The organism is Streptomyces sp. AC1-42W, assembly GCF_003248355.1.
Taxonomy (GTDB): Bacteria; Actinomycetota; Actinomycetes; order Streptomycetales; family Streptomycetaceae; genus Streptomyces.
The window spans coordinates 1,094,177-1,115,701 of the sequence record NZ_QKWY01000002.1; the positions used below are offsets into that span (position 1 = coordinate 1,094,177).

Sequence of the window (21,525 nt, forward strand, 5' to 3'; positions counted from 1 at the left end):
CACGGGGCGGCCCGCGCGCTCAGCCGGCCGGGCGCCAGGACAGCTCGCTGTCCATCGTGGCGCGCAGGCGCAGCGTCGAGACCAGGCGCTGGAACGCCTCCGACCAGTAGCCGTTCGCGCCCGGGGAGGCGTCCGCCGGCTCGTCCGGGGTGGTCGTCAGGACCTCCAGGCGGCTCGCTTCGGCCGGGTCCAGGCAGCGTTCGGCCAGGCCCATCACGCCGCTGAAGCTCCACGGGTAACTGCCCGCGTCCCTGGCTATGTCGAGGGCGTCCACGACGGCCCGCCCCAACGGCCGCGCCCACGGGACCGGGCACACCCCCAGCAGCTGGAACGCCTCCGACAACCCGTGCGCGGCGACGAAATCCGCCACCCAGGCCGCCCGCTCGTCCGGCGGCAGCACCGCGAGCAGCTTCGACCGCTCGGCCAGCGAGGCCGTGCCGGGGCCGTTCGACGGGGGCGTCGCCGGTGAACCGAGCAGCGCCCGCGCCCACACCGCCTCACGCTGCCGCACGGCGGCCCGGCACCAGGCCGCGTGCAGCTCCTCGCCCCAGCCGTCCGCCACCGGCAGCGCCACGATCTCCTCCGCGCCGCGCCCGCCGAACCGCACCGGCCACACGGACAGCGGCGACGCCTCCACCAACTGGCCGAGCCACCAGGACCGTTCGCCCCGGCCGGACGGCGGCAGGGCCACCACTCCGTCACGCTGCATCGCCTCGTCGCACTCGTGCGGCGCCTCCACCGCGACGAAGGGCTCGTCGCCGGTGAGGCCGGGGCTCACACACGTCAGCGCGCGCTCCGCCATCCGGCCGGCGAGCGCGGAACCGGGCAGCGCGGACAGCAACTCGGCGGCCGTCGCCCGGACATTGCGGCTGCGGTCGGCCAGCGCCTCCTCCAGGAACTCCTCGTCCGCCCCGGACAGCCCGGTGCGCAGCGAGTCGACGAACATCAGCCGGTCCTCGGCCCGTTCCGTCCGCCATGTGGTGGCCAGCAGCGCGCGGGCGGCGTCCGCGTCATGCGCCCGTACGACGCCGAGCAGCGCGATGCGCTCCGCGAACAGGCCCTCTTCCCACAGCTTGCGGACCGCCTCCGTGTCCTGCGGGGACGGCAGCAGGGCGCTCCCGGACGCGCCGCGCAGCGCGAACTTCCACTCCGGGTTCAGCCCGGCCAGCCACAGGCCGCGCGGCCCGGCGAACTGCAGGGTCTGCGGGCGCAGATCGGTACGGGCACGGGCCGCGTCCAGCAGGGCGGGGAGCGCGGAGTCCGGCGCCCGGTAGCCGTGCTCGTTGGCGGTGGCCAGCCACTGCGGGATCAGCTCCGTGAGGTCCGGGGCGGCTCCGCGCCGGCCGCCGGAACCCGCGGCCCGGTCCGCCAGGAGCTGCGTCAGCCGGTTGCGGGCGGCCTCCGGCAGGGGCGGCCGGGGATCGTCGGGCGCCGGGGCGGGGCGGGGGGACGCGGCGGCGGGCAGCAGCCCGGCCCGGCGCCGCACGGTGTGCAGCGCGGCGGCGTCCAGCACGGCCGACGCCGTACCGTCCGGGCCGCCGCCGGACACGCCCGCGGGCGGGCGCCGGTCCGTACCGAGCAGGGCCGTCGTGACCAGCTCCTCCCACGGCAGCCCCGCCGGTGCGCCACCCGGCCCGCCGGAATCGGAAACGGAATCGGAAACGGAGGCGGAAACGGAGACCGGAGCGGGGGACGGGGACACGGGTTCGGTGGGTGTCGCGGCCGTGGTCGGGTGGGACATTGCTCCTCCTCGGGAGGCGTACTGCGAAGTCGTCGGCAGGCGTACGGTGAGTCGTCGAGAGGCGACCGCGAGGGCGTCGGCAGGCGTACGGCGAAGGTCAGATGAGCGCCACGGTCTCGGCGGGCGTGTGCGCCCCCGCCGCCGCGGGCCAGGCCGCGAGCGGGTCGAAGCCGCGGTGGCCGCACTCGCCGAAGACGATGAGCGGGGCCCCGCCCGAGACCGCGGCGAGCTTCCAGAGCGCCGGCCGGTTCAGCGCGGCGGCGGCGACCGGCAGGGCCTCCCGGCCCTCCGTGTCCACCAGCTGCCAGCCGTCCGGGGCCGGCACGGGTATGACCTCGCGCAGCGTCACCGGCCAGGACTCCAGCCAGGGGTCCTCGGTCAGGGCCCGCCCGTACGCGGCGACCGCATCGGCGACCGTGCCCCCCGGTGGCGGAGGCGCCGCGTCCGCCGAGATGCCGAAGCCCTCGCCCAGCTCGGCGCGCAGCTGCCCGGCCCCCGGATAGGGCGTCAGCCCGGCCTCGATCGTCGTGCCCACGGGCAGGGCCAGGGCGGGGGAGCGGCCGGCCGCCCCGTAGGACAGCAGCAGCGCCGTGCGGCCCGACTCCTCCCCGTACAGCCAGATGCGGCGGGCGACGATCCGCCCCTCGTGCGTGTCGTACTGGGCGAGGACCAGCCAGCGGTCGTGGACCGGCGGGCCCTCCGGGGAGGCCGGCAAACCGACCCGCGTACGCACCGTGGCCGCCAGGGTGGGCGGCAGCCGGTCGCGGCCCAGCCACGCCGCGTCCAGCAGATGCAGCAGCGCGCACTCCTCCAGCAGCCGCACCGGCCAGCCGGGCCCGGACGCCGGGACCGCGCCCAGCTCCCGCACCCGGGCCGCGAGCCCGGGCGCCTGCGCGTCCACCATGCGGGCCGCCGTCTCCTCCCACAGCCCGTACCCCGACTGCTCGGCCGCGGCCAGCCCCCCGCGCAGCAGATCGGTCAGCCGCTGCTCCAACTCCCGCGCACCGCCGCCGATCCGCTCGGCCCGCTTCTCCGCCCGCTTGCGCGCGGCCTCCGGATCGGCGGGACCGCCCGACGCGCCGTCCGCCCCGGCGGGCCGCGCCTTGGCCTCCGCACGGGCACGCCGGCCGTCCAGCCACTCCCGCGCCCAGTCCGGCGGCGTCCCGGCCGGCACCGCGGCGTCGTCGGACGCGTGGAGCAGCAGCAGGCCCAGCGCGTGCTTGCACGGGAACTTCCGGCTCGGGCAACTGCACCGGTACGCGGGCCCGGTGGTGTCCACCACCGTCCGGTACGGCTTGCTTCCGCTGCCCTTGCACAGCCCCCACACCGCACCCGTCCCGTCCGCCCCGGTCTCCGACCAGGAACCGGACGCGCAGAGCTTGTTCCCCGCCTTGCGTGAGGCGTCGTCAGGAGCCAGGGCCAGGACCTGCTCCACCGTCCAGCGCGCGGCCGAGGCAGCGGCTCCCAAGGGTTCTCCCCCGTCAGTCAGCAGCATGCCAACGACGTTAGGACGCCCCACTGACAATCGCCCTGACCTGCGCAAAGGCCGATTGTCAGTGCCATGGTGCACGGTGGAACCACATCCGGCCGACCGATCCGTCGACCGATCCGGAGGGGGAGATCCATGACCGTGTCCGAAACCACCGAAGCAAGCTCCGGCGAGGCCCTGCGCCCGCACGCCGAGGACGCCTTCGCCGACGAACTCAAGGCGCTCGCCGCCGCCGACGACCGCCCCAGGCCCGAGCGCTGGCGGCTGTCCCCGTGGGCCGTCGCCCTGTACCTGCTCGGCGGGACGCTGCCCGACGGCACCGTCATCACACCCAAGTACGTGGGCCCGCGCCGCCTCGTCGAGGTCGCCGTCACCACGCTCGCCACCGACCGCGCGCTGCTCCTCCTCGGCGTCCCCGGCACCGCCAAGACCTGGGTCTCCGAACATCTGGCGGCCGCCGTCAGCGGCGACTCCACGCTGCTCGTGCAGGGCACGGCGGGCACCCCGGAGGAAGCCGTCCGCTACGGGTGGAACTACGCGCAGCTGCTCGCCCACGGCCCCAGCCGCGACGCGCTGGTGCCCAGCCCGCTGATGCGCGCCATGTCCCGGGGCATGACCGCCCGCATCGAGGAACTGACCCGCATCCCCGCCGATGTGCAGGACTCGCTGATCACGATCCTCTCGGAGAAGACCCTGCCCCTGCCCGAACTGGGCCAGGAGGTCCAGGCCGTGCGCGGGTTCAACGTCATCGCCACCGCCAACGACCGCGACCGCGGCGTCAACGAGCTGTCGAGCGCCCTGCGCCGCCGGTTCAACACCGTCGTCCTGCCGCTGCCCGCGACACCCGACGCGGAGGTGGACATCGTCTCCCGCCGCGTCGACCAGGTCGGCCGCTCGCTCGACCTGCCGCCCGCCCCGGACGGCCTCGCCGAGATCCGCCGCGTCGTCACCGTCTTCCGCGAACTGCGCGACGGAATCACCGCCGACGGCCGCACCAAGCTCAAGTCCCCCTCGGGCACGCTGTCCACGGCCGAGGCCATCTCCGTCGTCACCAACGGCCTCGCCCTCGCCGCCCACTTCGGCGACGGCGTGCTGCGCCCCGCGGACGTCGCGGCCGGCATCATCGGCGCCGTCGTCCGCGACCCGGCGGCGGACCGGGTCATCTGGCAGGAGTACCTGGAGACCGTGGTGCGCGAGCGGGACGGCTGGAAGGACTTCTACCGCGCCTGCCGGGAGGCGTCCGCATGACCGTCACCCGTGCGACGGGGCCGCTGCTGCTGGGCGTCCGGCACCACGGCCCCGGCTCGGCCCGCGCCGTCCGTGCAGCCCTCGACGCGGCGAACCCGCAGGCCGTGCTCATCGAGGGCCCGCCCGAGGCCGACGCGCTGCTCCCGCTCGCCGCCGACGAGGAGATGCGGCCCCCGGTCGCCCTCCTCGCCCACGCGGTGGACGACCCAGGACGGGCGGCGTTCTGGCCGTTCGCCGAGTTCTCGCCCGAGTGGATCGCGATCCGCTGGGCCCTCGCCCACGACGTGCCCGTCCGCTTCATCGACCTGCCCGCCGCGCACTCGCTGGCCATGGAGGAGCCGGACCGGGAAGCCGCCGCGACCGACCGGGACGGCGCCGACGGGGACGGGGAGACCGGCGAACAGCCCGCCCCCGCCCCCGAGCCCGTCACCGCCCCCGTCGACCCCATCCGGGTGCTCGCCGAGACCGCCGGATACGACGACCCCGAGCGCTGGTGGGAGGACGTCGTCGAGCACCGCGTACCCGGCGGCGACGAGGCGGCGGGAGCGCTCGACGCGTTCGCCGCCCTCGGCGAGGCGATGACCGCGCTGCGCGAGGCGTACGGCGACGGCGGACACCCCAGGGACGCCGTGCGCGAGGCGTACATGCGCCTCCAGCTGCGGACCGCCGCCAAGGAGTTCGGCGACGACTTCGCCGTGGTCTGCGGCGCCTGGCACGTCCCCGCCCTGCGCACGCGCACCACGCTCACCGCCGACCGGGCCCTGCTCAAGGGCCTGCCCAAGGTCAAGGCCGAACTGACCTGGGTGCCCTGGAACCACCGCAGGCTCGCCCGGCACAGCGGCTACGGCGCCGGCATCGAGTCGCCCGGCTGGTACGAGCACCTGTTCACCGCGCGGGACCGCCCCATCGAGCGCTGGATGACGAAGGTCGCCGGACTCCTGCGCGACGAGGACCGGTTCGTCTCGTCCGCCCACGTCATCGAGGCCGTCCGGCTCGCCGAGACCCTCGCCGCCATGCGCGGCCGGCCGCTCGCCGGGCTCAGCGAGACGACCGACGCCGTCCGGGCCGTCATGTGCGACGGCTCCGACATCCCGCTCGCCCTCGTCCACGACCGCCTCGTCGTCGGCACCACGCTCGGCGAGGTCCCCGACACCGCCCCCGCCGTCCCCCTCCAGCGCGACCTCACCCGCCTCCAGCGCACCCTGCGCCTCAAGCCGGAGGCGGGCGACCGGGACATCGAGCTGGACCTGCGCAAGGACACCGACGCAGCCCGCAGCCGCCTGCTGCACCGGCTGCGCCTCCTCGGCGTCGGCTGGGGCGAACCGGGCACCGGCCGCAACGGCACCGGCACCTTCCGGGAGAGCTGGCGGCTGCGCTGGGAGCCCGAGCTGTACGTCCGCGTCGCGGAAGCCGGCGTCTGGGGCACCACCGTGCTCTCCGCCGCCACCGCCCGCGCCGAGTCGGACGCCCTGGCCGCCACCGCCCTCGCCGAGGTCACCGCGCTGGCCGAGCGCTGCCTGCTCGCCGACCTGCCGGACGCCCTGCCCGTCGTGATGCGGGCCCTCGCGGACCGGGCCGCGCTCGACTCCGACGTCGGCCACCTCGCGGACGCCCTGCCCGCCCTGGCCCGCACCCTGCGCTACGGCGACGTCCGCGCCACGGACACCACCGCCCTCGCCGGGGTCGCGGCCGGCCTCGCGGAACGGATCTGCGTCGGCCTGCCGCCCGCCTGCACCGGACTGGACGCCGAGGGCGCGGAGGCGCTGCGCCGCCAGGTGGACGGCGTGCACACCGCGATCGGCCTGCTCGCCGGCACCGTCCCGTCGAGCGCGGACGGCCTGCGGACGCGGTGGCGCGCCGTCCTCCACAAGCTCACCCTCCGGGACACGGTGGCGGGCGTCATCCGGGGCCGGGCCGCCCGCCTCCTCCTGGACGACGGCCACCTCGACCACGACGCCGCCGCCCGGCTGATGGGCCTCGCCCTCTCACCGGGCACCCCGCCGGCCGACGCCGCCGCCTGGATCGAGGGCTTCGTCGGCGGCGCGGCGGGCGGCGGCATGCTCCTCGTCCACGACGAACGGCTGCTCGCCCTGGTCGACTCCTGGCTCACCGGCGTGCCCGCCGACACCTTCAACGACGTACTGCCGCTCCTGCGCCGTACGTTCTCGGCCTACGAATCCGGCGTCCGGCGCACCCTGGGCGACCTCGTGCGGCGCGGCCCGGTCGCGGGCCACCCGGCGGGGACCGGCTCCCCGGCGGGCGCGGCGGCGACGATGCCCGGATTCGCCCCGGTCCTGGACACCGCCCGCGCCGACGCGGTGGTCCCGGTCCTGCGCCTGCTGCTCGGCCTGGACGAGCGCCCCGCGCCCGGCGCCCCCGCCCACCACGACGACCCGCACCTGGGGGAGACGGCATGACCACGACCACCGACACCCCGGCCACCGACGCCGCGCGGGACGAGCGGCTGCGCCGCTGGCGCATGGTCCTCGGCGCCGACAGCGAGGAGAGCACCGGCCGCCGGCTCACCGGCCGCGACGCCGCGATGGACCAGGCCCTCACCGCCCTCTACGGCAGCGGCGGACGCGAAGGGGGCCGCAACAACGGGGGCCGTTCCGCCGGACTCGGCGGCTCCGCGCCCTCCGTGGCCCGCTGGCTCGGCGACATCCGGACGTACTTCCCCAGCTCCGTCGTCCAGGTCATGCAGCGCGACGCCATCGACCGCCTCGGCCTCTCCGCGCTCCTGCTCGAACCGGAGATGCTGGAGGCCGTCGAGGCCGACGTACACCTCGTCGGCACCCTGCTCTCGCTCAACAAGGCCATGCCCGAGACGACGAAGGAGACCGCGCGCGCCGTGGTCCGCAAGGTCGTCGAGCAGCTGGAGAAGCGGCTCACCACCCGCACCCGCGCCACGCTCACGGGCGCGCTCGACCGGTCCGCCAAGGTCAGCCGCCCCCGCCACCACGACATCGACTGGGACCGCACCATCCGGGCCAACCTCAAGAACTACCTGGAGCTGCCCGGCCAGGACGGCGCCGGCACGGTCGTACCCGAACGGCTCATCGGCTACGGACGGGCCGCGCAGTCGGTGAAGAAGGACGTCATCCTCTGCATCGACCAGTCGGGCTCGATGGCCGCCTCCGTCGTCTACGCGTCGGTGTTCGGCGCCGTGCTCGCCTCGATGCGCGCCCTGCGCACCCGGCTCGTCGTCTTCGACACGTCGGTCGTCGACCTCACCGACCAGCTGGACGACCCCGTGGACGTCCTGTTCGGCACCCAGCTCGGCGGCGGCACCGACATCAACCGCGCCCTGGCCTACTGCCAGTCCCGGATCACCCGGCCGGCCGAAACCGTCGTCGTGCTCATCAGCGACCTCTACGAGGGCGGCATCCGCAACGAGATGCTGAAGCGGGTCGCGGCGATGAAGGCGTCCGGGGTGCAGTTCGTGACCCTGCTCGCCCTGTCCGACGAGGGCGCCCCGGCCTACGACCGCGACCACGCCGCGGCCCTGTCCGCGCTGGGCGCCCCGGCCTTCGCCTGCACCCCGGACCTCTTCCCCGACGTGATGGCCGCCGCGATCGAGAAGCGGCCCCTGCCGATACCCGACAAGGAGCCCGTATGACCCGCGGCCCACGGCCCCACCAGGGCGGATCTGTGACCGTAATCACCGTCCCGGTGTGATCTGCGATTTAGGGTCACGCGGGGCGCGGGGATAACCTGCGAGATGGACATGCCGCGTATTCGGTCACCGTGTGCGCTTTCCCAGTGACACCGCAGTCACGTTGCCCCTCGCGGCACGCCCACGCAGAAAACCAACCGCGAGACCATTGATAAGGGACGGACGCGCGTGGACCTGTTCGAGTACCAGGCGAGGGACCTCTTCGCCAAGCACGGTGTACCGGTGCTGGCCGGTGAAGTCATCGACACGCCTGAGGCAGCCCGCGAGGCGACCGAGCGGCTGGGCGGCAAGTCGGTCGTCAAGGCCCAGGTGAAGGTCGGCGGCCGCGGCAAGGCCGGCGGTGTGAAGCTGGCGGCCGACCCCGACGAGGCGGTCGCCCGCGCGACCGACATCCTCGGCATGGACATCAAGGGCCACACGGTCCACAAGGTGATGATCGCCGAGCTGTCCCCGGAGATCGATTCGGAGTACTACGTCTCCTACCTCCTGGACCGCACCAACCGCACCTTCCTGGCCATGGCCTCGGTGCAGGGCGGCATGGACATCGAGGAGGTCGCGGAGAAGACCCCCGAGGCCCTCGCCAAGGTCCCGGTCAACGCCGTCGACGGCGTCACGATCGAGAAGGCCCGCGAGATCGTCGCCCAGGCGAAGTTCCCGGCCGACGTGGCCGAGAAGGTCGCCGAGACCCTGGTCACCCTGTGGGACACCTTCGTCGCCGAGGACGCCCTCCTCGTCGAGGTCAACCCGCTGGTGAAGACCAAGGACGGCCGCATCCTGGCCCTGGACGGCAAGGTCTCGCTCGACGAGAACGCCGACTTCCGCCAGCCCGACCACGAGGCTCTCGAGGACAAGGCCGCGGCCAACCCGCTCGAGGCCGCCGCCAAGGCCAAGAACCTCAACTACGTCAAGCTCGACGGCGAGGTCGGCATCATCGGCAACGGCGCCGGTCTGGTCATGTCGACCCTGGACGTCGTCGCGTACGCCGGTGAGAAGCACGGCAACGTGAAGCCGGCCAACTTCCTCGACATCGGTGGCGGCGCCTCCGCCGAGGTCATGGCCAACGGCCTGGAGATCATCCTCGGCGACTCGGACGTCAAGTCCGTCTTCGTCAACGTCTTCGGCGGCATCACCGCCTGCGACGAGGTCGCCAACGGCATCGTCCAGGCCCTCGAACTGCTCAAGTCGAAGGGCGAGGACGTCTCCAAGCCGCTCGTCGTGCGGCTCGACGGCAACAACGCGGAGCTGGGTCGCAAGATCCTCTCCGACGCGAACCACCCGCTCGTTCAGCGCGTGGACACCATGGACGGCGCGGCCGACAAGGCCGCCGAGCTCGCCGCGGCTGCGAAGTAAGGAAGAGGGACTCAGACCACCATGGCTATCTTCCTCACCAAGGACAGCAAGGTCATCGTCCAGGGGATGACCGGCGCCACGGGCATGAAGCACACGAAGCTCATGCTGGGTGACGGCACCAACATCGTCGGCGGTGTGAACCCGCGCAAGGCCGGCACGACCGTCGACTTCGACGGCACCGAGGTACCCGTGTTCGGGACCGTCGCCGAGGCGATGGAGAAGACCGGCGCCGACGTGTCCGTCCTCTTCGTGCCGCCGGCCTTCGCGAAGGCCGCCGTCATCGAGGCGATCGACGCCGAGATCCCGCTCGCCGTCGTGATCACCGAGGGCATCGCCGTCCACGACTCGGCCGCCTTCTGGGCGTACGCCGGCTCCAAGGGCAACAAGACCCGGATCATCGGTCCGAACTGCCCCGGCCTGATCACCCCCGGCCAGTCCAACGCCGGCATCATCCCGGGCGACATCACCAAGCCCGGCCGCATCGGCCTCGTGTCCAAGTCCGGCACGCTGACCTACCAGATGATGTACGAGCTGCGCGACATCGGCTTCTCGTCCGCCGTCGGCATCGGTGGCGACCCGGTCATCGGCACCACGCACATCGACGCCCTCGCGGCGTTCGAGGCGGACCCCGACACCGACCTGATCGTCATGATCGGCGAGATCGGCGGCGACGCCGAGGAGCGTGCGGCCGACTTCATCAAGGCCAACGTCACCAAGCCGGTCGTCGGCTACGTCGCGGGCTTCACCGCCCCCGAGGGCAAGACCATGGGCCACGCCGGCGCCATCGTCTCCGGCTCCTCCGGCACCGCCGCGGCGAAGAAGGAGGCCCTTGAGGCCGCCGGTGTGAAGGTCGGCAAGACCCCGACCGAGACCGCCAAGCTGGCGCGCGAGATCCTCGGCGCCTGACGCGGGCCGCCGCGCGTCCGCGCGGCAGCGCGTCACCGCACATACGACGCGGGCCCGTCCCCCAGCCGGGGGGCGGGCCCGCGTCGTCGTACGCCGGTCGGCTCAGCCCGCCTCGGGGATCAGCCGGGCCGGACCGTGGAACAGCTCGTCCCCGAGCTTCTTGCGCAGCTTCACGTCCTGCGGCGACAGCTTCTGCGGACCGCCGACCGGGGGCACCCCGCCGACCTTCTGGGCCGGTGCGGGCGGCGTCTCGTACTTGCGGGGCGCCGTCGCCAGCGTGATCAGCGTCAGTCCGACGATCAGCACCGTGAACGCGATGGCCGTCCTGGCCCACAACTGCGCCTTGCGCTCACTGCCCGTACGGATCAGTTCCGGCACGGGCAGCGGGGCGGCGGGGCCGCTGCGGGCGAGCGTGCCCAGCTGCTCGTGGATCAGCTCCGGCTCCGACACCTCGGGCAGCCGCTCGGCGAGGGCCGCCCGCGCGGTCAGCAGCCGCCCGGCCGCCGCCCGGGTGCTCGCCTCGGTCTCCGCCGCGGTCTCCGGCAGCCCCAGCCCCACGCCGTCGTGCAGCACCAGCGTGCGGCGGTACGCGGGCGGCAGGGCCAGCAGCGCGTCGAGCAGCGCACGGGGGACGGGCGCCTCCGGCGGCGGGTCGAGCCGCCGGTGCTCCCGGTTGAGCCGGCGCCACGGGGAGACCGCGTACTCGTACGCCGCCGCCCGCACCCAGCCCACCGGGTCGCGGTCCACCGCGACCTCCGGCCAGCGCTCCCAGGCCAGCTCGAACGCCTTCGCCACGGCGGTACGGGAGAGCGCCCGGCGCCCGGTGAGCAGATACGTCTGCCGGAGGAGGGGCGCGGCGGAGTACCGGTACAGCGCGTCGAACGCCTCGGCGGGGCCGGTGTCGGCGGGGTCGTCTCCGGCGGGGCCGTCCGGAACATCCGGCTCCACCACGGGCGCGGGCTGCGACTCCACCACGTGTCCCGGCTCCGGCGACGCCACCGACTCCGGCGTTACGGGCTCCGGCTTCGGCGGCTCCACCGGCTTCGGCGGCTCCGGCGGGGTGGCGACCGGGGCGGCCACAGGAGCGGCGACCGGGGCGGCCACCGGGGCTGTCACCGGGGCGGCGGGGGCTGCTTCGGCCGGGCCGAGCAGCAGGCGGGCGTACGCCTCCCGTTTGCGCCCCCGGGGGTTGGTCCGGCCGGTCTCCCAGGCGCGTACCGTCGCCCGGGTGACGCCCACGGCCGCCGCCACCTGGTCCTCCGTCAGCGACTTCGCCTCGCGCAGTCTCCGCCGCTCCTTCGGCGAGGGGAGCGGCGGCGCGGCGGCGGTTTCGGACGTGCTCTGCGTCATGAGGGCCGCCCAGACGACCCGCACCGGGTGAAAAAGTACATAAACGTATATTGATCGACACCCCGGCTGTTCGCCCGTTACACGGATTGAGCGCGTGTCGTTGGGAGCATGGCCGCGTGACCCAAGTGACCGAACGCAGCCCGTCGTTGTTACCTCCGCAGCAGGCGGGGCCAACCGTGCTGGTCGCGGCAGCGCTGCGCGGCGCGATCGCGGCCGGGCTCGGGCTGGGCTCCCTCGCCGTTCTCGTCGCCGCGCTCTGGATCAGCTCCCCGGCACCGGACAGCGGCCCCGGCGAGGCGTTCCACGCGGCGGCCGCGCTGTGGCTGCTGGCGCACGGCGCCGAACTGGTCAGGACCGCGACGCTGACCGGCGCCCCGGCGCCCATGGGGGTCGTTCCGCTGCTGCTCGCCGTGCTGCCGGTGTGGCTGGTGCACCGGGCGGCCAGGGACGTCCTCGAACCCGACGAGGGGCGCGTGGCCCCGTCGCCCGGCGCCGCGTTCGCCCTGGTGACGGGCGGATACCTGCTGGTCGGCGGGGCGGTCGCGCTCTATGCGCGGGACACCTCGCTGTCCGCCCGCCCGCTCTCGCTGCTCCTGCCCGCCGCGCTCGTCGTCGCGGCGGCAGCGGCGGCCGGGGTGTGGACGGCCTGCGGGCACCCGCTGGGCCCGCCGCCGTCCTGGGCGCCGGTACGGCTGCACGAGGCGATGGCGCGCACCCGGTTCCTGCGGCGCGCCGACGCGGTGGGCCGGTCGGCGGCGGCGGGCACGGCGGTGCTGCTGGGCGGCGGGGCGCTGGTCGTGGCGTCGGCGCTGGTCTGGCACGGCGGCCCGGCGCAGGACTCGTTCCTGCGGCTCGCCGACGACTGGGGCGGCCGGGTCGCCGTACTCCTGCTGGCGCTGGGCCTGGTGCCCAACGCGGCGGTGTGGGGTGCGGCGTACGGGCTCGGCCCGGGCTTCGCGCTCGGTACGGCGTCCACGGTCACCCCGCTCGCCTTCACCGGCCCGCCGGCCGTTCCGGACTTCCCGCTGCTGGCCGCGATGCCGGCCCAGGGTCCGGGTACCCCGCTGAACTGGGCGGCCGGGGCGGTTCCGGTGGCGGCCGCGCTGGCCGTCGCCCGGTTCGCGGTGGGCCGGGCGACGCCTCGGGACGGCGTACGCGAGGAGGCGTGGGGCGCGGGGGAGACCGCGCTCACCGCCGCGCTGGGGGCGCTGGGCTGCGGGGTCGGCGCCGCGGTGCTGGCGGCGGCGTCCGGGGGCCCGCTCGGCACGCACGCCCTGGCGGTCTTCGGCCCGGTGTGGTGGCTCACCGGCGCGGCGGCCGTGGCGTGGACGACCGTCATCGGCGTCCCGGCGGCCCTGCTGCTGCGGGCCTGGCGGCTGCGCGGCCGTACGCGGGAGGAGGACGGCGCTCCGGACACGGAGGACGCCCGGAAGCCCGGCGAGGCCCGTAAGACCAGGAAGGCGGCCGCACCCACGCCCGCACCCGAAGCCGCACCCGCGCCCGTACTTGCCCCCGTACCCGTACCCGCGCCCGCGACGGCGCCCGCGCCCACCGGGCCGACGGTCCCCGAGCCCCCCGAGGCTCCCCGCCGCCGCTGGTGGTCCCGCACCGGCCGCCGCGCAGCCGAGGAGGCCGCACCCCAGCCCGAGGGAACGCCCGCGCCCGCCCTCGTACCGCCGTTCGCCGGCGGGGCGGAGGCGGACCTCGACGCGTACGACTTCCTGCCGACCGACCCCTGGCACGCGCGGACCCTGGCCGCCGGTCCGGACGACGCCGGGCCGAAGGCTCCCTAGAGCATCGACGGCGGCCTCAGTGCTTGACGCCGAAGAACGGCTCCAGCGGCTTCGGCAGCAGGTCGTTGCAGGCCAGCTGGCCCGACTTGGTGAGTGCGTCGTTCACGCAGGTGTAGTAGTCGCGGTAGACCATCTGCACGGTGAACGTCGTCGCGACGATCACCAGCGCGACCACGCCCGTCACCAGACCGCTGACCGCGGCCGTGGTCTGCTGCCGGCCGCCGCGCTGTGCGGCCCGCGGGTTCGGCGCGGCCGGCCCGCCCTGCCCGGCGGCGGGCCCCCAGGCCCCGGTCCCCGGCCCCGGCGCCGGTGCCCCGGCAGCGCCCGGCGCACCAGCACCCGCGCCCGCTGCCGCGCCCGGTGTGCCCGCGGCCCCGCCCGGCGTACCCGGCACCGGCTCCTTCGGCCTGGCCCGCAGCGCGCTGACCGCCCAGTACGTGGCGAGCGCGCCGAGCAGCAGGGCGATCTCCGAGAAGTCGAAGATCGCGAAGAAGAAGGCCCACATGCCGGAGAGCAGCGCATAGCGGGCGCGCCGCTGCATGGGGTCGGTCGGGTCCCAGCGGGGGCCGGCCGGGGCGCCGTCCGGGCCGCCCCTGCCGTTCGGTCCGCCGGGCCCGGCGGGACGGCCACCGAAGGGGCCGTTCGCGCGGCCGGGCTGCCGGCTGCTCCACTGGCTGCCCCACACGGGCTTGTCGTCGGAGGAGGACCCGCCCTCGGGTCGGTCGCCGCCGCCGTCGCCGGACGGGTGGCGCGGCTGCCAGGGCTGGTCCGGCCGGCCCTCGGGCGGCGGCGCGAAGGGGTTGTCGTCGCCCTGCGGCCCGCCGGCGGAATCGGAGGAGCCGGAGGAGGAGGACGAAGACGAGGAGGAGCGCTCGCGCATCAGCAGGGTGGTCCGCTCGGGCAGCGGCTGGCGGAAGGCGGTGCGGCGGCGTCGGTCCGGCATGTGGTGAACGTCTTCCCCATCTCGTCGTTTCCGCCCGGCGGACGGTTCGCTGCCCCTGACGCTACCTTCCGGCGCGGAGGGGCCGAAAGCGGGGAGCGCGGGGGAGCGCGCCCCGATCCGCGCCGCCGGGCGTGCGGGGCTCGCTCCCCCTGTCGGACGAGGGGGCGGCGAGGTGCCGGTATCGTTGCTGACGGTCGGCCCGTTCGTAGAGTTCCCCGTATCAGGGAGCGCGCCTCTTTCGTAGGACCGTACACATCGCATGCCGTCGCCCCGGTGCCGTGGTGGCGCGGACCGGCCGATTCGAACCGCTCGCACGCGAGAAAGGGCCCAGCCGTGGCCTCCCCGCTTCCCTCCGCCGCCCCGGCCCGTGTGGTCGTCCTGGTCTCCGGTTCCGGAACGAACCTTCAGGCCCTGCTCGACACGATCGGCGACGACCCCGAGGGCTTCGGCGCCCGGGTCGTCGCGGTCGGCGCCGACCGCGACGGCATCGCAGGACTGGACCGGGCCGAGCGCGCCGGGCTCCCCACCTTCACGTGCCGCGTCAAGGACCACGCCACGCGCGCGGAGTGGGACGCGGCGCTGGCGGAGGCCGTCGCCGCGCACCGGCCGGACCTGGTCGTGTCCGCCGGGTTCATGAAGATCGTGGGCAAGGAGTTCCTCGCCCGGTTCGGCGGCCGGTTCATCAACACCCACCCCGCCCTGCTGCCCAGCTTTCCCGGTGCCCACGGCGTGCGTGACGCGCTCGCGTACGGCGTGAAGGTGACCGGGTGCACCGTCCACTTCGTCGACGACGGCGTCGACACCGGTCCGATCATCGCGCAGGGCGTGGTCGAGGTGACCGAAGAGGACACCCCGGAGGGCGAAGCGGCCCTCCACGAACGCATCAAGGAAGTCGAGCGCAAGCTGCTCGTCGAGGCCGTGGGGCGGCTCGCCCGCGACGGCTATCGCATTGAGGGACGAAAGGTTCATCTCGGTCATGTCGGTGAATAAGCCCATCCGTCGCGCCCTGGTCAGCGTCTACGACAAGACGGGGCTCGAAGACCTCGCCCGCGGTCTGCACGAGGCGGGTGTCGAGCTGGTCTCCACCGGCTCCACCGCCGGCCGGATCGCCGCCGCCGGTGTCCCGGTCACCAAGGTCGAGGAGCTGACCGGCTTCCCCGAGTGCCTCGACGGCCGCGTCAAGACGCTGCACCCCCGCGTCCACGCCGGCATCCTCGCCGACCTGCGCCTGGACGCCCACCGCGAGCAGCTGGCCGAACTGGGCGTCGAGCCGTTCGACCTGGTGGTCGTCAACCTCTACCCGTTCAAGGAGACCGTCGCCTCCGGCGCCACCCCGGACGAGTGCGTCGAGCAGATCGACATCGGCGGCCCTTCGATGGTCCGCGCCGCCGCCAAGAACCACCCGTCCGTGGCCGTCGTCACCAGCCCGGAGCGTTACGCCGACGTGCTCGCCGCCGTCGCGGCGGGCGGCTTCGACCTGACCGCCCGCAAGCGGCTCGCCGCCGAGGCGTTCCAGCACACCGCCGCCTACGACGTGGCCGTCGCCGGCTGGTTCGCCGCCGACTACGCCGCCGCCGACGACTCCGGCTTCCCGGACTTCCTCGGTACGACGTACGAGCGCCAGGACGTCCTGCGCTACGGCGAGAACCCGCACCAGCCCGCCGCGCTCTACACCTCCGGCACCGGCGGCCTGGCCGGCGCCGAGCAGCTGCACGGCAAGGCGATGTCGTACAACAACTACACGGACACCGACGCCGCCCGGCGCGCCGCGTACGACCACGACGAGCCCTGCGTCGCGATCATCAAGCACGCCAACCCCTGCGGCATCGCGATCGCCGACGACGTCGCGACCGCGCACCGCAACGCCCACGCCTGCGACCCGCTGTCGGCGTTCGGCGGCGTCATCGCCGTCAACCGTCCGGTGACCGTCGAGATGGCCGGGCAGGTCGCGGAGATCTTCACCGAGGTCATCGTGGCCCCGGCGTACGAGGACGGCGCCGTCGAGATCCTGTCCCGCAAGAAGAACATCCGCGTGCTGCGCTGCCCCGAGGCCCCGTCCGCCGGGGTCGAGGTCAAGCCGATCGACGGCGGCGCGCTGCTCCAGGTCGCCGACCGCCTCCAGGCGGACGGCGACGACCCGGCCAACTGGACGCTCGCCACGGGCGAGGCGCTCTCCGCCGACGAGCTGCGCGAGCTGGCCTTCGCCTGGAAGGCGTGCCGCGCGGTCAAGTCCAACGCCATCCTGCTCGCCAAGGACGGTGCCTCGGTCGGCGTCGGCATGGGCCAGGTCAACCGCGTGGACTCCGCGAAGCTCGCCGTCGAGCGCGCCGGCGAGGAGCGGGCGGCCGGTTCGTACGCGGCGTCCGACGCGTTCTTCCCCTTCCCGGACGGGCTGGAGATCCTGACCGCCGCCGGTGTCAGGGCCGTGGCCCAGCCGGGCGGTTCGGTCCGCGACGAGCTGGTCGTCGAGGCCGCGAAGAAGGCCGGCGTGACGATGTACTTCACCGGCACCCGGCACTTCTTCCACTGAGTCGGCACTGAGCCCGCACTGAGCCGGCCGGGGCCTGCCGAAGGCCCCGGACCCGGACCCGGTCCCGGTCCCGGTACGGCCGAGGGCCGTAACCCCACGCGATCCGCGTGCGGTTACGGCCCTCGGGTCCGTATGAGGGGAGGTCAGCCGACGCGCACCACGACGGTGGAGCAGACCTTGTCCGCGAACGTCTGGTTCTTGGAGTCCCACAGCGGCCACAGCCAGCCGATGTAGCAGGCGATGCTGTCCAGGAAGTGCGCGATCTGGCGGACGAAGGCCATGCCGAAGCCGAGCGGACGGCCGTCCTGCTCGCGCAGCAGGCTGATGCCGAGGGCCTTCTTGCCGATCCACTGACCGGTCGTGCCCTCCTTGTACAGCTTGAAGAGCATGCCGCCGACGAACACGAGGATGCCGAGGCCCATGATCGCGGCGCCGGCGCCGCCGCCCACGCCGCCGCCGATGCCCAGCAGGACGGCGTACGGGATACCGAGCACGATGATGTCGACCAGGTACGCGCCGACGCGGCGCCCCCAGCTGGCCAGCGGCGGACGGGCGCCGTAACCGGCCTGGCCGTAGTCGCCACCGGGGACCGGCGGGGCCTGCGGGTAGCCGTAGCCCTGCTGCGGCACGCCCTGCGGGGCCTGCGGATAACCGGGCTGCTGCTGCCCGTAGGGGTTGTTCGGGTTCGGGTCGCCGAAGCTCATGTGGCGTTCCTCCAACAGACGTACTGGGGACGGGTGCGGCCGCGCGGAGGAAAGAAAACGTCAGCGGTCAAGCCCCCCGGTGCACTGCTGCGGCACAGCGGCCTTCATCGTTATAAGCGGACAGTAAGTTTGTCCAGTCACGACCGGAGAAGTTGTCCAAGTGCAACCTTGCGTCCACGCCGGAGACCTGATTGGTCCGAGGGCGGGGTCATCCGCGAGTATGGAGCCATGACTGCCCAGATTCTCGATGGCAAGGCGACCGCAGCCGCGATCAAGTCCGATCTGACCGCCCGCGTGGCGGCCCTCAAGGCCCGGGGCGTCACGCCCGGCCTGGGCACCCTGCTGGTCGGGGACGATCCGGGCAGCCGGTGGTACGTGAACGGCAAGCACAAGGACTGCGCCCAGGTCGGCATCGGCTCCATCCAGCGCGAACTGCCCGACACCGCGACGCAGGAGGACATCGAGCAGGTCGTCCGCGAGCTGAACGAGGACCCCGCCTGCACCGGTTACATCGTGCAGCTTCCCCTCCCCAAGGGCATCGACACCAACCGCGTCCTGGAACTGATGGACCCGGCCAAGGACGCGGACGGGCTCCACCCCATGAACCTCGGCCGCCTCGTGCTCAACGAGACCGGCCCGCTGCCCTGCACCCCGCAGGGCGTCGTCCAGCTGCTGCGCCACCACGGCGTCGAGATCAACGGGGCGCACGTCGTGGTCGTCGGACGCGGCGTCACCATCGGCCGGTCCATCCCGCTGCTGCTCACCCGCAAGTCGGAGAACGCCACGGTGACGCAGTGCCACACCGGTACGCGCGACCTGGCCGCCCACCTGAAGCAGGCCGACATCATCGTCGCCGCCGCGGGCGTGCCGCACATCATCAAGCCGGAGCACGTGAAGCCGGGCGCCGCCGTGCTCGACGTGGGCGTCAGCCGCGACGAGAACGGCAAGATCGTCGGCGACGTCCACCCGGGCGTGACCGAGGTCGCGGCCTGGATCTCGCCGAACCCCGGCGGGGTCGGCCCGATGACCCGTGCCCAGCTCCTCGTCAACGTGGTCGAGGCCGCCGAGCGCGACGCCGACGCCGTCTCCGCCGGCTGACCGGGCCCGGGAGGAACCCCATGGGTGCGACGAGCCCGGCCGACGGTTCCGGTTCCACCGAGGAGGCCGTGCCCCCGCGGACGGCCCCCGCCACCGCGCCCGACCCCGGCGGCTCCTCCGCCGCCGGGACCCGGCGCGGACGGCGCTTCTCGCTGACCCGCGACACCGCGCGCCCCGAGGGCGGCGGCCGGGCGGCCGGCGGGGACGCGCCCGCCCCGGCCCGGCAGTGGCCGCTGCTCGCCGTGCTCTGCGTGGCCGCCGCCGGACTGCTCGTCGTGGCGGCCGACCCCTTCCACGAGGCGTTCCGCGTCGGCACGATCCTGATCGGCGCGGCACTCATCGGGGGCGCGGTGCTGCGCCTCGTCGTCCGTTCGGTGGGCATGCTCGCGGTGCGGTCCCGCTTCACCGACCTGGTCACGTACGGGCTGCTGGGCACCCTGATCGTGCTGCTCGCGCTGCTCGCCCAGCCCCGGCCGTGGCTGGACATCCCGTTCCTGGAGGACGCGGTCCACTTCACGATCCGCTGACCGGGCGGGGCCGCGGACCGTACGCCGCGAGCGGCCCGCGCCGAGGAGCCGGTGTCCGTCCCCTCCCCCGAGAAGGGACGGACACCGGAGCGGGGCGGGGGCAACCCGGAGCGGACTCCGGCGTGGCGTTCGAGCGGCCCTTGCCCCGGCCTGCGTCCAGCCTTGTGGACGCGCTCCCGCGATTCAATGGACGACTGTTCGCTGTGGCACGGAAGTGACCATTCCGCCACTGTGTGATCGTCGGGCAACGGGGGCCGGGCGGCCGCGGGCTTCCGGGTCGGATAGCCTGGCAGGCGGATATCTCTTCACATCAAGATTCAAGGGGATGTCCGCACAGGGGCCAGGTGCCCGGACGCCAGCTGTCTAACGGAGATCGTCATGACCCGCACTCCCGTGAATGTCACCGTGACCGGCGCAGCCGGCCAGATCGGCTACGCGCTGCTCTTCCGCATCGCCTCCGGCCACCTGCTCGGCCCGGACGTTCCGGTCAACCTGCGACTCCTGGAGATCCCCCAGGGCCTGAAGGCCGCCGAGGGCACCGCGATGGAGCTCGACGACTGCGCCTTCCCGCTGCTGCGCGGCATCGAGATCACCGACGACGCCAACGTCGGCTTCGACGGCGCCAACGTGGCCCTGCTCGTCGGCGCCCGCCCCCGCACCAAGGGCATGGAGCGCGGCGACCTGCTCTCCGCCAACGGCGGCATCTTCAAGCCGCAGGGCAAGGCCATCAACGACAACGCCGCGGACGACATCAAGGTCCTCGTCGTCGGCAACCCGGCCAACACCAACGCGCTCATCGCGCAGGCCGCCGCCCCGGACGTCCCGGCGGAGCGCTTCACCGCGATGACCCGGCTGGACCACAACCGCGCGATCTCGCAGCTGGCCGCCAAGACCGGCGCCGCCGTCTCCGACATCAAGAAGCTGACGATCTGGGGCAACCACTCCGCCACCCAGTACCCGGACATCTTCCACGCCGAGGTCGCCGGCAAGAACGCCGCCGAGCTGGTGAACGACGAGGCGTGGCTGGCCGACGCCTTCATCCCGACCGTCGCCAAGCGCGGCGCCGCGATCATCGAGGCCCGTGGCGCGTCCTCCGCCGCCTCCGCCGCCAACGCCGCCATCGACCACGTGTACACCTGGGTCAACGGCACCGCCGAGGGCGACTGGACCTCCATGGGCATCCCGTCCGACGGCTCCTACGGCGTGCCCGAGGGCATCATCTCGTCCTTCCCGGTCACCACCGAGAACGGCACCTACAAGATCGTCCAGGGCCTGGACATCAACGCGTTCTCCCGTGCGCGCATCGACGCCTCCGTCAAGGAACTGGCCGAGGAGCGCGACGCCGTCCGCGAGCTCGGCCTCATCTGATCCACGCACCACACACCGCGCCCCCGGCAGCCGTCGTGCTGCCGGGGGCGCGGTGCGTACGCGGTCAGAGCCGGCGCAGCCCGCCGGCGATCTCCCGGACCGCCGCGTCCGCCCGGCGCTGGAGGCCGGGGCCGAAGGTGATCCGCGTCGCCCCCAGCTCACCCAGGCGGCGCGGCCCCGGCCCGTCCGGGCGGGCCAGGGCGTTCACCGGCAGCCCCGGCAGGGCACCGGCCAGCAGCCCGAACACCGCCTCCGGGGCGAGGATCGGATACAGGCAGTCCGCGCCCGCCTCCGCGTACAGCCGCGCCCGGCGCAGGGTCTCCGCCTCCGGGTCCGTCCCGTCCGGGACGCCCGTCACGAAGGTGTCGATCCTGGCGTTGACGAACAGCGCGTCCCCGGCGGCCGCCCGGACCGCGGCCAGCCGGTCCGCCTGCCGCTCCGCCGCCACCAGGACGCCGTCCACGGTGTCCTCCAGGTTGCAGCCGACCGCGCCCGCGGCGAGCAGCCGCTCCACCAGCTCCCCGGCCGGCAGCCCGTACCCGGCCTCGATGTCGGCGGAGACCGGTACGGACACGGCCCGGACGATCCGGGCCACCGCCGCGAACATCTCACCGGCGGGCGTCGAGCCGTCCTCGTAGCCGAGGGACGCGGCGACCCCCGCGCTCGGCGTGGCGAGCGCGGGGAAGCCGGCGTCCGCGAAGGCGCGGGCGCTCGCGGCGTCCCACGGTCCGGGCAGGACCAGCGGGTCGCCGGGGGCGCGGCCGCGGTGCAGGGCCCGCAGGCCGGACGCGGTCACGGCGGT

At 74.3% G+C, this 21,525-nt stretch carries 17 protein-coding genes; 11 read left to right on the forward strand and 6 right to left on the reverse strand.

Annotated features, from left to right (window positions below; genetic code table 11):
• Positions 1–19 precede the first annotated feature (19 nt).
• Both DNK56_RS22895 and DNK56_RS22900 read right to left on the reverse strand, forming a co-directional pair.
• Positions 20–1,741: a DUF5691 domain-containing protein gene (locus DNK56_RS22895; protein WP_241990059.1), complete on the reverse strand. Its 1,722-nt coding sequence runs from the start codon at positions 1,739–1,741 to the stop codon at positions 20–22.
• 97 nt (positions 1,742–1,838) lie between these two features.
• Positions 1,839–3,236, reverse strand: a complete 1,398-nt coding sequence (locus tag DNK56_RS22900; RefSeq protein ID WP_199563650.1) for an SWIM zinc finger family protein — start codon at positions 3,234–3,236, stop codon at positions 1,839–1,841.
• 129 nt (positions 3,237–3,365) lie between these two features.
• Between DNK56_RS22900 and DNK56_RS22905 the strand changes: the two genes are divergently transcribed.
• The 5 genes from DNK56_RS22905 (at position 3,366) to sucD (ending at position 10,410) form a co-directional block, all read left to right on the forward strand.
• Positions 3,366–4,478 (forward strand): ATP-binding protein, encoded by a 1,113-nt coding sequence (locus tag DNK56_RS22905; protein ID WP_111337661.1) that lies wholly within the window; start codon positions 3,366–3,368, stop codon positions 4,476–4,478.
• Positions 4,475–6,895, forward strand: coding sequence for a DUF5682 family protein (locus tag DNK56_RS22910; protein WP_111337663.1), 2,421 nt, complete (start codon positions 4,475–4,477; stop codon positions 6,893–6,895). The genes DNK56_RS22905 and DNK56_RS22910 overlap by 4 nt, the downstream gene beginning before the upstream one ends.
• Entirely contained in the window at positions 6,892–8,097 is a 1,206-nt protein-coding gene (locus DNK56_RS22915; RefSeq protein ID WP_111337665.1) for a VWA domain-containing protein, read from the forward strand. Before DNK56_RS22910 ends, DNK56_RS22915 begins: the two co-directional genes overlap by 4 nt.
• Positions 8,098–8,322: 225 nt before the next feature.
• On the forward strand, positions 8,323–9,504 hold the full coding sequence (gene sucC / locus DNK56_RS22920; protein ID WP_111337667.1) for an ADP-forming succinate--CoA ligase subunit beta: 1,182 nt from the start codon (positions 8,323–8,325) through the stop codon (positions 9,502–9,504).
• A 21-nt stretch (positions 9,505–9,525) separates the two neighbouring features.
• On the forward strand, positions 9,526–10,410 hold the full coding sequence (gene sucD / locus DNK56_RS22925) for a succinate--CoA ligase subunit alpha (RefSeq protein WP_111337669.1): 885 nt from the start codon (positions 9,526–9,528) through the stop codon (positions 10,408–10,410).
• A gap of 102 nt (positions 10,411–10,512) precedes the next feature.
• On the opposite strand, the gene DNK56_RS22930 is transcribed toward sucD, so the two are convergent.
• The gene (locus tag DNK56_RS22930) at positions 10,513–11,760 is read right to left on the reverse strand and encodes a helix-turn-helix domain-containing protein (protein WP_111339491.1); all 1,248 of its coding nucleotides are present in this window, start codon (positions 11,758–11,760) and stop codon (positions 10,513–10,515) included.
• 125 nt (positions 11,761–11,885) lie between these two features.
• Here DNK56_RS22930 and DNK56_RS22935 point away from each other — a divergent pair, with 125 nt between their 5' ends.
• On the forward strand, positions 11,886–13,553 hold the full coding sequence (locus DNK56_RS22935; protein WP_111337671.1) for a cell division protein PerM: 1,668 nt from the start codon (positions 11,886–11,888) through the stop codon (positions 13,551–13,553).
• 16 nt (positions 13,554–13,569) lie between these two features.
• Here DNK56_RS22935 and DNK56_RS22940 read toward each other — a convergent pair whose 3' ends face one another.
• Entirely contained in the window at positions 13,570–14,496 is a 927-nt protein-coding gene (locus tag DNK56_RS22940) for a hypothetical protein (protein WP_111337673.1), read from the reverse strand.
• A 333-nt stretch (positions 14,497–14,829) separates the two neighbouring features.
• Between DNK56_RS22940 and purN the strand changes: the two genes are divergently transcribed.
• The gene (gene purN, locus DNK56_RS22945) at positions 14,830–15,486 is read left to right on the forward strand and encodes a phosphoribosylglycinamide formyltransferase (RefSeq protein ID WP_111337675.1); all 657 of its coding nucleotides are present in this window, start codon (positions 14,830–14,832) and stop codon (positions 15,484–15,486) included.
• Entirely contained in the window at positions 15,473–17,026 is a 1,554-nt protein-coding gene (purH, locus tag DNK56_RS22950; protein ID WP_111337678.1) for a bifunctional phosphoribosylaminoimidazolecarboxamide formyltransferase/IMP cyclohydrolase, read from the forward strand. The genes purN and purH overlap by 14 nt, the downstream gene beginning before the upstream one ends.
• A gap of 143 nt (positions 17,027–17,169) precedes the next feature.
• On the opposite strand, the gene DNK56_RS22955 is transcribed toward purH, so the two are convergent.
• Entirely contained in the window at positions 17,170–17,730 is a 561-nt protein-coding gene (locus DNK56_RS22955; RefSeq protein ID WP_111337681.1) for an RDD family protein, read from the reverse strand.
• A gap of 228 nt (positions 17,731–17,958) precedes the next feature.
• Here DNK56_RS22955 and DNK56_RS22960 point away from each other — a divergent pair, with 228 nt between their 5' ends.
• From DNK56_RS22960 to DNK56_RS22970, 3 genes are all read left to right on the forward strand, one after another.
• Positions 17,959–18,828 carry a bifunctional methylenetetrahydrofolate dehydrogenase/methenyltetrahydrofolate cyclohydrolase gene (locus DNK56_RS22960; protein ID WP_111337683.1) on the forward strand — a complete coding sequence of 290 codons (870 nt, stop codon included), beginning with the start codon at positions 17,959–17,961 and terminating at the stop codon, positions 18,826–18,828.
• Positions 18,720–19,355 (forward strand): DUF3017 domain-containing protein, encoded by a 636-nt coding sequence (locus tag DNK56_RS22965; protein WP_446750417.1) that lies wholly within the window; start codon positions 18,720–18,722, stop codon positions 19,353–19,355. The genes DNK56_RS22960 and DNK56_RS22965 overlap by 109 nt, the downstream gene beginning before the upstream one ends.
• A gap of 378 nt (positions 19,356–19,733) precedes the next feature.
• Positions 19,734–20,723 (forward strand): malate dehydrogenase, encoded by a 990-nt coding sequence (locus DNK56_RS22970; protein WP_111337686.1) that lies wholly within the window; start codon positions 19,734–19,736, stop codon positions 20,721–20,723.
• Positions 20,724–20,787: 64 nt separating this feature from the next.
• Here DNK56_RS22970 and DNK56_RS22975 read toward each other — a convergent pair whose 3' ends face one another.
• A complete protein-coding gene (locus DNK56_RS22975) occupies positions 20,788–21,519 on the reverse strand; it encodes an isocitrate lyase/PEP mutase family protein (RefSeq protein ID WP_111337688.1) in 732 nt (243 codons plus the stop codon).
• Between the last annotated feature and the right edge of the window lie 6 nt (positions 21,520–21,525).

Bases quoted from the DNA above. Each gene is read 5' to 3' on its own strand.
- DNK56_RS22895 (WP_241990059.1), bottom strand. From the start codon at position 1,741: ATGTCCCACCCGACCACGGCCGCGACACCCACCGAACCCGTGTCCCCG.
- DNK56_RS22900 (WP_199563650.1), bottom strand. From the start codon at position 3,236: ATGCTGCTGACTGACGGGGGAGAACCCTTGGGAGCCGCTGCCTCGGCC.
- DNK56_RS22905 (WP_111337661.1), top strand. From the start codon at position 3,366: ATGACCGTGTCCGAAACCACCGAAGCAAGCTCCGGCGAGGCCCTGCGC.
- DNK56_RS22910 (WP_111337663.1), top strand. From the start codon at position 4,475: ATGACCGTCACCCGTGCGACGGGGCCGCTGCTGCTGGGCGTCCGGCAC.
- DNK56_RS22915 (WP_111337665.1), top strand. From the start codon at position 6,892: ATGACCACGACCACCGACACCCCGGCCACCGACGCCGCGCGGGACGAG.
- sucD (WP_111337669.1), top strand. From the start codon at position 9,526: ATGGCTATCTTCCTCACCAAGGACAGCAAGGTCATCGTCCAGGGGATG.
- DNK56_RS22930 (WP_111339491.1), bottom strand. From the start codon at position 11,760: ATGACGCAGAGCACGTCCGAAACCGCCGCCGCGCCGCCGCTCCCCTCG.
- DNK56_RS22940 (WP_111337673.1), bottom strand. From the start codon at position 14,496: ATGCCGGACCGACGCCGCCGCACCGCCTTCCGCCAGCCGCTGCCCGAG.
- purH (WP_111337678.1), top strand. From the start codon at position 15,473: ATGTCGGTGAATAAGCCCATCCGTCGCGCCCTGGTCAGCGTCTACGAC.
- DNK56_RS22955 (WP_111337681.1), bottom strand. From the start codon at position 17,730: ATGAGCTTCGGCGACCCGAACCCGAACAACCCCTACGGGCAGCAGCAG.
- DNK56_RS22960 (WP_111337683.1), top strand. From the start codon at position 17,959: ATGACTGCCCAGATTCTCGATGGCAAGGCGACCGCAGCCGCGATCAAG.
- DNK56_RS22970 (WP_111337686.1), top strand. From the start codon at position 19,734: ATGACCCGCACTCCCGTGAATGTCACCGTGACCGGCGCAGCCGGCCAG.